Raw genomic sequence first — 13,385 nt, 5'->3', positions numbered from 1 at the left:
TTGTTTGCAAATATCTTTTTAATGTCTGTCTTTGCTATCAATTTCCTTGTGATAGTGCATAACTCTGTCGAACTTCTCTTGTAACTTTTTGATAAAAGCTTCTTTGAAAGAAGTATCAGTCTTCATTTTTTTCCAGAACTCGTTATTTTCGATGTCAATACCGCCATCGCGCATTTGCTTTTCGGCCAAGTCTATACCCTCAATAATATCTTCGCGAGTCAGTTGGAAATATATGGTTTCACCATGACCGTTGTCAACAATTTCGTAAGGTCTTGGACTATATGGATCTTCCGTTTGATCTGGGTCTATTTGAATTGAAGTCGTCCCTTTTTCTATATTTGAAATTCTATCAGTCAATGATGCTAGTTCATACTTCAACTGATCGATCACCAATGCCTGACGATCCACTTTATCTTCAAGCTTTTCTATAATTGGATTATGGTCGTTTGTATTTAAACCAACGGCAACATTTACCATTCCAAATCCAACTAGACTTTCATGATTAGACCAAGCAATACCCACGATTTTCTTAATATTTTCCAAAGTGATCTTATCGGGAGTTATTGCTATTCCTATACCATCATTTTTTCCACTCGGAATGATATAATCACCAATATTCACCTTACCGAATATTTTCACGGGCACCTGCCCCATAAATGCCACTTTCTCGTAATCTTCCTCTTTGCTGGTCTCAGGCATATTACCTAAAACAATTGGTTGATAAGAAACCACCATTACGCGTTCTGCATTTTCGGTGTTCTTGGAGATTTTCCCACCAATAACACCAACGATATCACCATAAGTCATGGTTTCACTACTGTTCTCACGCAGTAAGTATTCTGCATAATCGCCAGCACCAGATGCATAGGTCACACCTTGAAGTGACAATTTGTTATTGTCGTAAGTATTTTTTGCTGTTGTAGCTCTATCAATAGCGATGATGGAGGTAGTAATTTTCCCAGCTTCTATAGCCACCTGTGCCACCGCCGCAGCGATCATTGCTGGTCCTGGACTCACAATACAGGCACCTAATCCTGCACATGGTCTTGCATCCGCCAAGGCTGCCCCTAGAGCTCCTGCAGCGATAATACCATCGATAAGAGAGAAGGCATAATCAACGCCACCATCAAAAATATCATAGTCTAATGAGGACTGATCAAAAACATAATCCGCGTTATTTTCAAACTCTTCTGGTGTTTCACCTTCAATTCGACCCCAAGGAATTGTTGAAGTTTGGTCATAAAACGTGATGAAATTGGTTTCATTATCTCTTCCTTCAATGACTTCAATCGCAATACCATTGCGACCACCATCGATTAATAAAGGGTGATTACCTTTTTGGGCAAAATTGGCATCGAGATCTGGCATATCGGAAGTGATCCTAATCTGTTCACCCAAGCCATCAATAATCAAACTACCAGACACATTTGTAGAACCGAACAAGTCTGTACTTTGAGCAACTACCAAAGTCTCTGATGACAAATCCTCAAAAGCCGCCTGCCCAGAAACTTGAAGTCCACCATATAAGGTAGTTAATCCAACAACCTCTAGTGTTCCGTTGATCGAGGTGTTTAACCCAACACTTAGATTCCCAGAAAGGTTGGTCGGACTGCCATTATTGACGTTTAAAACACTATTCAGATTAGTAATTCCGTCAGTCGTAAGATCACCTGTAAGGATAGTTGCATTACCATTGTTTACACTTAACGGACCGTTGTTTACATCAAGAGAGCTGTTTATTGTACTCGGACCTTCAACCTGAAGTTCTCCATTCAAAAATGTTCTATCATCTACTGTGAGTGTTCCTGTTGCGGTAATATTTCTATGGTAAGCAAAAGGTAAAAAAGTTAACCGTTCTCTACTTAGCTCCTGGAAATTGCTTCCTGCTTCAAAATCAATTTCAACCTTAAGATCCTTTGGTGTTCCGTCCCAACTAATCTCCTTAAAATAATCGTGTTCGGCATCACCAATGAGAAGATTAATGCGTCCAAATTCATCAGTTTCTGTGATCTGAACTTCTTGGAATTCAATCTGATTTCCGCTATCTAAAATGGTAAATCTAATTGCAATCGTGGCATTTGGAAGATAATTTCCTTCGACATCAATACCTGGTAATTCAAGGTCATCCGGACCAATAATCACGGCTTGATAGGTTATCCCATCAGTCTGTGCTGCCGCAAACATTGAAAAACAAATAAAGAAGGCTAGTGTAACTATTTTTTTCATGATAAGTGATTTTAAGGTTGTATTTTAAATCTTGATGACTTTAGTGTTGAATCGTTTTTTCCCAGATGATACTCTCAGAAAATAGGTGCCCATCGCCATATCGTTCAATTGCAATTGGATTTGTTGTGCAGGCAAGAAGTTCTGTGATCGAATGAGCCTTGCATTAATATCGAAAAGCAAAACGGAAATGTTCTTTTGCATCGGGCTTGAAAAGCTTATGTTAATTGCATTTTTGAAAGGATTCGGAAATACCTTGGCAACTAATTCATAATTGAAATCTTGTAAAATCTTTACTTTACCAAGAGGTTGTTGGTAGCCTTGTCTTAAATAATATCCGTTACTCTGGTGGGTTCCGATAACACTCGCTTGCCCAATACTTTGGCTCACCTTATACGTGCCTTTTTCAGTTTGAATGGATGCAGAAGAACCGCTACTTCCTAAGTTTGAACTAATTATTTTATACTCCGAATTGTTCTGTGCTCCGACATTTTGAAGGAGAACCAATAGCATAAATACGAATAGATATTTCATAATTTTTGAGGTTGATTTTTACTTTTTCAAAACTTATTTGATTCTCAAATAAGTCAAAATCAATAGATTTTTATTTATAATTTTTCAATTTGATTTTAGTGTCCACCTTTTGTCCACTGATTTCAATTGTTCACTAGTAACTACAGTAACATTTGGGTAGATTTATTATAAATCCTAACCCAAACTGATGTGCATTCAAATTCAATTTCTCGGCATTTTCAGCACTGTTTATAAGCACAGATTTTCCGTAGCTGTAACCAACAAAAATGGCAGTACTCCTGGATACTGGATATTGCATTTCTAATCCACCACGGAAAAACAAAATGTTATTGTTAAACTCCTCTTCACCCACCAGATTAAAGACGTCGTTATTTATGGTTTGCGTACCTCGAACTAAAAATTCTGAAGCCACTGATACATTTGCCAAAAATGTGAGATCTCTCAATTCAAATAGTTTTATCCCTAAGCCACCTTTTAATCCCAAATAACTCACGTCCCATTCGAAGTAATTATCCACAGTAGCTTCACTTCCAATGGCACCGTAATTATTGTACGTGGCACCTAAGCTTAAAAACAAGGTTTTAGAGGCATTAATGGTTTGCCTGTAACCCATTCCGTAATGGGTCTTTGATTTTGAAAGCAAATTATCGAGGGGTTGACCATTGGAGTTTTCATAATCGAATGATGAGATAGTTGTACCAAACTCAAAGTAAAGTTGCTGACAAAAACATGTCGAGCTCATGAGTAAGACAATGATTAGAGTAATTTTTTTGTAGGACATGTAACCAGTTTTGTTCAAACAATATTAGATAAAATAAGTGTTGAAATTCAGCGATTTAGGCCTTGTCCACCTTTTGTCCACTCCAAAAAAACTCGTGTTTTTAAATTAATGTTGATCTTTATTATAAGTAGACATAGCGAATTATTTATAATTTAATATGTTGATTTTCAATACTTTAAAATATAAACCAGAATAACGATATCTCAGATAAACTAATACCGATAAAACATGTGTATCTCAAAATCCTCTAATAATGTCCCACTTTTGAAAATGTCCACCAGAAAATATAAGAAGGTGGACAATTGGCCACTTCTATTTTTCCTTCTCATCAGCTTGGTGAGTTTTAAAAGTCATGGTCAGGACCAAAAAAAAGTCGACAGTTTATTAAATGTGGTCACCAAACAAACCGATACGACTCAAATTATTACCTATGCGATGCTATGGGCTGAATATCTTTTTGTAGATCCGCTTGCCTCAAAACCCTATTTAGATAGCACAGTGGTATTAGCAAAGCGATTAAAAAATAAACGCTTCATTGCCCGAACTACAAATTATCTTGGTGTTTACCATAATATGACATCCCAATATGAGGAATCGCTTCCTATATACGACAAGGTCATTGAACTATACACAGAACTTAACGATAAGGCTCAGGTATCTGCTGCTATGAACAATAAGGCGAATTCCTTGCGAAGTTTAGGAAGATATAACGAGTGCCTCGAGGTTCATATGAAAAGTTTAAAACTAAAGGAAGAAATTGGAGACACCGAAGAAAGCATTGCTGCGAGCTATTGGAACATTGGCAATATTCAAGGTGATATTGAAAACTTTGAAATCTCAAATGAATATTATAATAAGGCTTTGGCTATCTATATGAAACTCGATCTCGAAGATGATATTATGAACGTTAAAACTAATATGGCCATTAACCTAAAAGGTCAGAAGGAATATGAAGACGCCAAGGAATTATTTCATCAGATAGAACCTTATTTTGTAAAGAAGAATTACAATAATGACCTTGCCGGATTGTACGATAATGTTGGTTGGATTTTAGCACAACAAGATAGCCTGGCACTTGCCGAGGACTATTACCTCAAATCATTAGAGATTAGCCAACAGTATGGTGAAACCTCACTAATTGGACTTAATTACCGTCATCTTGGTGAACTTTATAATATTAAAGGTGAATATCGAAAAGCACTTCGTTACATGAAGGATGCATTAAAAAATGCCGAGGAAACTGGCACTCGAAAAAAGATGATTGGTGACCTTCTTGAAATATCAAAAGCCTACGCCGGATTAGGGCGCTATAAAAAGGCTTATGAATATCATGTGGACTATCACAAACTTCACGATGAGATCTTAGGAAAAGAAAATATTGAACGTATGAACGAACTTGAAGTTCAGTATCAAACAGAAAAAAAGGAGAAGGAACTCATTATTAAACAAAATAGAATCAAGTTATTGGAAGAGCGAAAGCAAAAGGCAGAAAACGAAAGACTGTTTTTAATAATTTCATTATTGGGTACATTGGCTTTGGCCTTTGCAATTGTTTATGCTTTAAGACAGAAAATGAAGCGGAATAAAATTGAGCGCGAAAAACTAGACAATGACTTGGCTTACAAGGAAAAGGAATTAACTACTCACGCCCTGCACTTAGCACATAAAAATGAAGTTCTGCTCGATTTAAAATCTCAACTGAAAGAACTAAAAAATGGTGGAAACAACTCTAGTAATTATCAGAAAGTGATTAACACCATTAATTTAGATATAAACAATGACAACAACTGGGAGCAATTCAAAACCTATTTTGAAGACGTCCATACGGGCTTTAATAATAAGGTAATGAATAATTATCCTGCGGTGAGTAATAATGACCTTCGATTGATGTCGCTTCTAAAAATGAATCTCTCTAGCAAGGAAATAGCGAATATCCTGAACATTTCTGTTGAAGGTGTAAAAAAAGCACGATACCGATTACGCAAAAAATTGAATTTATCGACGGAAGACTCTTTACAGGAATTGATTTTAACCCTTTAAATTGTTACAATTGAGAACTGTCCACTAAGTGGTTTTAAGACTTCTTTTAATTCTGGAATTAGCGCATCGCCAAATTCGAGATACAATTCTGAGAAATTAGTATTTCTTTCTTGAAGACTTCCATTAGGAAACAGTTGCCCTTGAAGGTCTGTACATCGCTCAATCTGATCTTTCAATTTTCGTTTTTGCGCTTTAAGCAAACGTTTCTCGAGGTGTTTTATACCTTTTAGCTGCTTCACTTCCTGAGCTTTAACAGCACCCAAGAAAGATTTGTCCGTAATCTCAGCTAACTTATGAAGATCTTCAAATTGTTGCTCTAAATGTTTTATTTGTTCAGAGAAATCGATGTCTATATTAGAGATTTTACGTACCCTTTTGTTGATAAATGTGTTACGATCTAAAAATAGATCTTCATTCGAAATCTCAAGCTTTCCTTGTTTTTCAGCTTGTTTCTTGGTTTTGATCAGGGCTGAATTCCGAAGTAACAACATAGGAAATGGAATTCCTTGGGTTTCAAAATTCGATTTCAATTGTAACCAATAGATCATTTCTCCTCCTCCACCGATATAACAAAGATTCGGTAAGATCACCTCCTGATATAACGGTCTCATAATCACGTTAGGAGAGAAACGCTCAGGAAAATCATTCAAATGCTTTTGCAATTCATCTTTATTCCATGAAATATCAGTTTCTAAGACCTTAAATTGATCGGCCTCAAAAACAATACGTTCTCTAAGATTATCACCGATATAAAACAGATTGATCTCCCGCGGATTCACCTGAATCTTCAAGCCCAATTCTGCTAAGGTTTCATTCGTTTTTGATACTTCCTGAAATGCAGTTTGCTCCAAAAGTTCCTTTTCCATTTGAGGAATAAATTGGCGCTTGAGATCAGAATCGTCAGCATCGATGATCACCAAGCCATAGCTACCAAAAAGTTTATTTGCTAAATAGCGCGTAGCGTCTGCTAGATTATCATGATTTAAATAAGCCGTTTTGAACCAAGTTTTTAGTTGCTCAGCAAACTTACCTGTACCAAATTCGGCCGAAACCACCTCAAACACATCGTGAAGGCCATTCGTATTAAACTGCCCTACAGCGCCTTTTTGTTGAGAATTCCAACGGATCTTTTTCCCTTTAAAGTTAAAATAATTGATCTCTTCAAAATCATGATCTTCAGACGCCATCCAATAAATCGGTACAAAATTGTACTCAGGATAAGCTCGTTTTAATTCTTCTGAAAGATTAATTGCAGATATAATTTTGTAAAGAAAATACAAAGGCCCAGTAAATAAATTGAGCTGATGCCCTGTGGTAATTGTGAATGTTTTATCTGAGGTTAGACTTTCAATATGTGCTGCTGTGACTTCTGAAGTTTCAAGATTTGTATACTGACGTTTTAGAGCCTCCACAAGGATCTTTCGCCCTTCAGCCGTAAATGATAATGCCTTTTCTTCAATCTGCTTCTTAAAATTTTCCAAGGTCGGAAAGCGATGGTAAAGCCCCTTTAATTCTGGCTTTTCATCTAAATAATCACAAATAAAATCAGAAAAATAATTTGTAGCTCTAAAGGGAATACAGTCAGTTGGCATATCAAAATTTAACGAATGTGTAAATATACATCAAGTGATGATTCTAACTGCTAATATTTAGTTAATTCAAATCCCGAAATATCATATTCTAAAAATCACTAATTATATTTACTAGCTTTGAAACAAATCCAACACACTCATGCGCAATTTATTTTTTATCTTCTTTATTGCATTAACCACGCATTCCTTTTTATTTTCTCAAACTATCCAGTCGCCCGACGAGTTTTTAGGTTACGATATCGGAACTCAATTTAGCAGACATCATCAGGTTATTGACTATTTCCAATCGGTTTCTGAGGCTGTTCCTGATCGAGTAAAGCTTGAACAGTATGGTGCTACCTATGAAAGGCGACCGTTGTATTTAGCTTATGTTTCGAGTGAAGACAACATGAAAAATCTCGAGACTATTCGCGAAAATAATTTGAAAAATACCGGATTACTAGACGGCACTCCAAGTTCTACAGACGTTGCAATAGTTTGGTTAAGCTACAACGTTCACGGTAACGAAGCATCGAGTACCGAGGCAGCAATGCTTACACTTTATAAGTTGTTAACAGAGCGCAAAGACCTCTTAGAAAATACAGTTGTAATTATAGACCCTTGTGTTAATCCAGACGGAAGAGATCGCTATGTTAATTGGTATAACGAAACGACAAGCCAGCCTTACGATATCGATCAACAGGCTAGTGAACACAGCGAACCTTGGCCAGGCGGGCGTCCAAATCATTATTTGTTTGATCTTAATAGAGACTGGGCTTGGGCCACGCAAGTTGAAAGCGAAACGCGCTTAAAAGTTTATAATAAATGGATGCCACATATACACGTTGATTTTCATGAACAAGGGATTAATGAACCTTATTATTTTGCGCCAGCCGCAGAACCATTCCATGAAATTATTAGCGATTGGCAACGCGATTTTCAAACGCAGATAGGTAAAAACCACGCCAAATATTTTGATGCTGAAGGTTGGTTATTCTTCACGCGAGAACGATTTGACCTGTTTTATCCAAGTTATGGTGACACCTATCCTACGTATATGGGAGCAATTGGTATGACCTACGAGCAAGGTGGCCATGGTATGGCTGGATTAGGCATACTTAATGATGAAGGACATGTTCTCACCTTAGTTGAACGCCTTACACATCACACCGTAACCGGACTTTCAACAGTTGAAATGGCTTCAAAAAATGCAAAGGAACTGAATACAGAATTTGCTAAGTTCTTTGATAATTCAGACTTAAAATACAAAAGTTATGTGGTGAAGGGAAATCAAGATCATCTCAACAGCCTTAAAACACTTTTGAATAAACATGAAATTGCATTTGAGAATGCCAGTGGCACTAAAGTTTCTGGATACAATTACCGTACAGGTCAGCAAGGCAGTATGAGTGTCGACAAAAAGTCTTTAGTGGTTCATACCAATCAACCAAAAGGTAAAATGGTGAAGGTCTTATTTGAACCTAATGCCAAACTTTCTGATTCTTTAACCTACGATATCACCGCATGGTCAATTCCTTATGCATACGGATTGGAAGCTATTGCAAGTACATCTAGAGTAAGCAGCAGTAAAGTAACTGAACAAAGCTTTAATCAAACCCTACAAAAAACATACGGATATGTGAGTAAATGGAATTCATTAGAGGACGCTCAGTTTTTAGGAGACTTATTGAAGCACGATTTTAAAGTAAGATTTACTGAAAAACCTTTCAGTTCTAACGGTTCAGACTTCGAACGCGGCTCATTGATCCTTACGCATGGCGATAATAAACACATCGAAGATTTTGTCGGTAAATTAAATACCCTAGCGAAGAAGCACGAGCAGGTTTTAACTTCTATAAATTCAGGATTTTCCCAAAGCACACCAGATATCGGTTCGCCTGATATTAAACTAATCAATAAGCAAAAAGTAGCAATTCTATCTGGAGACGGCACGTCATCTTTAAGCTATGGTGCTATTTGGCACTTTTTTGAGCAACAGTTGAAGTATCCTTTAACCTCCATAAATACAGATGATTTAGGCCGAACAAATCTAAGTAAATACAACGTTCTAATTATGCCAAGTGGTTATTACGGAAGTGTATTAAACGAGAACAATATGAAAAAACTCAAGGAATGGGTGCGTGCTGGCGGAAAAGTGATCGCTTTCGATGGCGCATTGCGCAGTTTTGCTGGCAAAGACGGATTCAGTTTAAAGTATAAAGATTCTGAGGGAAATAGCAGCAATGATAACTTAACGCCTTATGCAGACCGTGAAAGAGAATATGCAAACTACCTTATAACAGGAGCTATATTTAAAGCTAAAGTAGATCATACACATCCGATGGCTTTTGGTTATAAGGACCATTATTTTACGCTGAAACTCGGCAGTTCTGCTTACAGTCTTTTGAATAGTGGATATAATGTAGCGCACTTAGACAATACAAAAGTCTTTTCTGGTTTTGCAGGAAAGAACGCACTAAGCAATCTCAGTAATACGTTAGTATTTGGAGAAGAACGCATGGGCAGCGGAAGTTTCATCTACTTTGTAGATAACACTCTATTTAGAAGCTTCTGGGAAAACGGAAAGCTCTTTCTTGTAAATTCCATATTCTTTGTAAATAATAATGCATACGAACTGTAACATCATCAACCAGAACATAATATTATGAAACCTTTTAGATTTTTAATTACCTGTTTTTCATTCTTAGTGATCTTAACAGCTTGTCAGGAAAAAGACAAGGAAGACGCACCCGAATTTAAAGTCGATTTTGAAAAATTCACTCTAGATAATGGCTTGCAAGTCATTCTTCATATTGACAGATCTGATCCTGTTGTTGCTGTCGCTTTAACAGCACATGTTGGTTCAGCTAGAGAAAAAGAAGGTCGAACAGGATTTGCCCATTTATTTGAGCATTTATTGTTTTTAGAATCTGAAAACTTAGGAAAAGGTGGATTAGATCAAATGAGCGCGCGTATTGGTGGATCTGGAGCCAATGGTTCTACAAGTAGAGATCGAACCAACTATTTTCAAACCGTACCAAAAGATGCCTTGGAAAAAATGATTTGGGCAGAAGCTGATAAATTAGGTTTCTTTATCAATACGGTTACTGAGCCGGTTTTAGCAAAAGAAAAGCAGGTTGTTAAAAACGAAAAACGCCAGCGCGTAGACAACCAACCCTACGGACATAATTCTTATGTGATCAATAGTAATCTTTATCCGGAAGGCCATCCTTACAGTTGGGAAGTAATAGGTTCTCTTGAGGATTTACAAAACGCCACTTTAGACGATGTGAAAGAATTTTTCAGACGTTGGTATGTGCCTAACAACGTCACATTAACCATAGCTGGTGATATCGATGTTGAGCAAACCAAAACCTGGGTAAAAAAATACTTTGATGAAATTCCTCGTGGTGAAGATATTCCAAAAATGGAAAAACAGCCTGTGACGCTTAAATCTTCAAAACGCCTATTTTATGAAGACAATTTTGCTAGAGCACCAAGATTAACCATGACTTGGCCATCTGTTTATCAATACCACCCAGACTCGTATCCATTAAGCGTTCTTTCGCAATATTTAGCACAAGGAAAAAAAGCTCCGCTTTATAAAGTTTTAGTCGAAGACCAAAAACTTACCAGCAACGTAAGCATGTATCAAAGTTCCTCTGAAATCGCCGGGCAATTAGTTTTGAGCGTTACTGGATTTAATCAAACTGATTTAAACACAGTGGCAGCGGCAATTCAAGATGGTTTTAAAGATTTTGAATTGAACGGCATTTCTGAAGAAGATCTGGCTCGAATTAAAGCCGGACAAGAAACAGACTTTTACCAAGGATTATCTAGCGTACTTGGCAAAGGCTTTCAATTAGCACAATACGAAATTTTTGCTGGCGATCCTGGTTTTATCAATCAAGACGTGAAAAATATTCTAGCCGTTACACCCGAAGATGTAATGCGCGTATACAACACTTATATAAAAGACAAAAATCATATCGCAACTAGCTTTGTTCCGAAGGGACAAAAGAATTTGGTTTTGGATAACTCACAACTAGCAGATGTTGTTGAGGAAAAAATTGTTGATGGTGCTGAAGAAACGTTCGATCCAAGCATCGCTGCTACCTATGAAAAAACACCTAGCAGTTTTGATAGAAGCGTAGAACCTCCTTATGGTGATAGCCCAGAATTGAATATTCCAGAGGTTTGGAAAAAGGAGCTAGATTCTGGTATGCAGCTATTCGGTATAGAAAATGACGAAGTTCCACTAGTACAGTTTGAAATTCAGATCGCTGGTGGTTTATTACTTGAGAATAGATCTAAAGTAGGCGTTTCTAATCTTTTAGCAAACCTAATGACCAAGGGGACGAAAAATAAAACACCTGAAGAATTAGAAAATGCTATTGAAAGTATTGGTGCTAGTATCTATGCCTATGCTTCAGATTATGATATCACCATATCTGGTACAACCCTTTCGAAACATTTTGATACTACAATGGATTTGGTAACAGAAATTTTGCTAGAACCAAGATGGGATGAGGAAGAATTCGAACTTATAAAACAGAGTACCATAAGTGGCATTCAGCGTGGAAAAGCTAATCCAAATAGAATTGCTTCAAACGAGTTTGCTAAACTACTTTATGGAGAAAACAACATACTGTCCTATAACAACAGCGGCACAGAAGAATCGGTTAATAGTATTTCAATATTAGACCTCAAAGATTACTACAATAAAAATCTATCGCCAAGTCTAACGAAAATGCACGTTGTTGGTTCTATTTCTGAAGAGCAAGTGCTTTCAGCACTAGAAAAAATAAATACGCAATGGGAAGCAAAAGACATTAGCATTCCAGAATTACCATTACCTCAATACCCTGAGAATTCAGCGGTCTATTTTTATGACGTACCCGGGGCTAAGCAATCGGTGATTCGTTTTGGATATCCTGCGCCAAAGGCTACAGACAATGATTACTATCCAGCTACGGTTATGAATTATCGCTTAGGTGGTGGTGGGTTTGCATCGCAACTCACACAAGAGCTACGCGAAGGTAAAGGATACACCTACGGTATTAGATCTGGATTTAGTGGTTCGGCCTATGCTGGTTCGTTTAGCATAAGTAGTGGTATTAGAACCAATGTTACTTATGAAGCGACGAGCCTAGTGAAAGAAATCTTAGAAAATTACGGTAAAAACTATAACGACAAAGATTTAGAGGTCACTAAAGGCTATACTATTAAAAGTACAGCTAGAGCTTTTGAAACACTTGGCGCAAAGTTAAATATGCTGAGTAACATCAGTAATAACGGGCTCGCCGATGATTATGCAAAACAGCGTGAAGCCATCGTAAATAGTATGACTTTAGACGATGTGAAACTCCTTATTGAAAAATATATAAGACCTAATCAAATGATTTATCTTATTGTTGGTGATGCCGAGACACAATTAGATAAATTAGAAGGTTTAGGATTTGGAAAACCAGTCTTACTGAATTGATTTTTGTTTACCTTTAGGTACTAACAAAAATCAATACATTATGAAATTAGGCGCCTTTTCGGTCAGTCTTGCTGTAAAAGATATTAAGGCTTCCAAAGCTTTTTATGAGAATCTGGGCTTCACGGTTTTTGCCGGTGAGCTAGAACGAAACTATCTCATAATGAAAAATGAATCTACCCTCATCGGATTATTTCAAGGGATGTTTGAAAACAATATTCTCACCTTTAATCCAGGTTGGGATCAGTCGGCCAATACACTTGAAAGTTATGACGATGTGCGTGCCATTCAGAAGCATTTGAAATCAAAAGATGTCACCTTTGTGAGTGAAGCGGACGAGTCTACTTCTGGACCTGCAAGCTTCGTGGTATTAGATCCTGACGGAAATGCAATTCTTATAGATCAACATATTTAGTGTTATGAATTGGGACGATGCATTAAAAGTCTACGACGACATTGTTGGAGCCTGCGAAGGCTTCGAACGCAAAGGCAAGAACATGATCTATACCTCTTCAAATGGTTATATGTTTACCTTGCTCAATAAAGCTGCTGAAATTGGTATTCGACTACCAAAAGATGAAGCTAATACCTTCATGGATACTTACAATACTGGGCATTATTATTCCTATGGTGCAAAAATGAAAGATTATGTTTTGGTACCTGAAGCACTCTGGTCTGATAAGAATCTGATGATTACTTATTTTGAAAAGAGCTTCGCTTACGTAAATTCACTTCCTCCTAAATAGTTTCAAAA

At 37.0% G+C, this 13,385-nt stretch carries 9 protein-coding genes; 5 read left to right on the top strand and 4 right to left on the bottom strand.

The genetic code is table 11. The features are described from left to right. Positions 1-18: 18 nt before the first annotated feature. The 3 genes from DDY94_RS09160 to DDY94_RS09150 all read right to left on the bottom strand — a co-directional run bounded on the left by DDY94_RS09160 (position 19) and on the right by DDY94_RS09150 (position 3,538). Entirely contained in the window at positions 19-2,226 is a 2,208-nt protein-coding gene (locus DDY94_RS09160; protein WP_111683808.1) for a hypothetical protein, read from the bottom strand. 24 nt (positions 2,227-2,250) lie between these two features. Continuing rightward, on the bottom strand, positions 2,251-2,757 hold the full coding sequence (locus DDY94_RS09155) for a T9SS type A sorting domain-containing protein (protein WP_111683807.1): 507 nt from the start codon (positions 2,755-2,757) through the stop codon (positions 2,251-2,253). A 133-nt stretch (positions 2,758-2,890) separates the two neighbouring features. Next, complete coding sequence (locus DDY94_RS09150; protein ID WP_111683806.1) at positions 2,891-3,538, bottom strand: outer membrane beta-barrel protein; 648 nt, start codon at positions 3,536-3,538, stop codon at positions 2,891-2,893. 270 nt (positions 3,539-3,808) lie between these two features. Here DDY94_RS09150 and DDY94_RS09145 point away from each other — a divergent pair, with 270 nt between their 5' ends. After that, positions 3,809-5,578, top strand: coding sequence for a tetratricopeptide repeat protein (locus DDY94_RS09145; protein WP_157957286.1), 1,770 nt, complete (start codon positions 3,809-3,811; stop codon positions 5,576-5,578). On the opposite strand, the gene bshC is transcribed toward DDY94_RS09145, so the two are convergent. Further along, on the bottom strand, positions 5,575-7,170 hold the full coding sequence (bshC, locus tag DDY94_RS09140; RefSeq protein ID WP_111683804.1) for a bacillithiol biosynthesis cysteine-adding enzyme BshC: 1,596 nt from the start codon (positions 7,168-7,170) through the stop codon (positions 5,575-5,577). The genes DDY94_RS09145 and bshC overlap by 4 nt on opposite strands. Before the next feature lie 139 nt (positions 7,171-7,309). Between bshC and DDY94_RS09135 the strand changes: the two genes are divergently transcribed. Genes DDY94_RS09135 through DDY94_RS09120 form a run of 4 tightly spaced genes read left to right on the top strand, consistent with a single transcriptional unit; the run spans position 7,310 to position 13,377 of the window. Beyond that, positions 7,310-9,790, top strand: a complete 2,481-nt coding sequence (locus DDY94_RS09135; protein WP_111683803.1) for a M14 family metallopeptidase — start codon at positions 7,310-7,312, stop codon at positions 9,788-9,790. A gap of 24 nt (positions 9,791-9,814) precedes the next feature. After that, complete coding sequence (locus tag DDY94_RS09130; RefSeq protein WP_111683802.1) at positions 9,815-12,634, top strand: M16 family metallopeptidase; 2,820 nt, start codon at positions 9,815-9,817, stop codon at positions 12,632-12,634. A 40-nt stretch (positions 12,635-12,674) separates the two neighbouring features. Next, on the top strand, positions 12,675-13,046 hold the full coding sequence (locus DDY94_RS09125) for a VOC family protein (protein ID WP_111683801.1): 372 nt from the start codon (positions 12,675-12,677) through the stop codon (positions 13,044-13,046). A 4-nt stretch (positions 13,047-13,050) separates the two neighbouring features. Beyond that, positions 13,051-13,377: a hypothetical protein gene (locus DDY94_RS09120; protein ID WP_111683800.1), complete on the top strand. Its 327-nt coding sequence runs from the start codon at positions 13,051-13,053 to the stop codon at positions 13,375-13,377. Positions 13,378-13,385 lie beyond the last annotated feature (8 nt).

Source organism: Winogradskyella tangerina, assembly GCF_003260205.1.
Lineage (GTDB): Bacteria > Bacteroidota > Bacteroidia > Flavobacteriales > Flavobacteriaceae > Winogradskyella > Winogradskyella tangerina.
The sequence above is the reverse complement of the archived record's forward strand: the minus strand, read 5'-3'. Positions and strand labels throughout refer to the sequence as shown.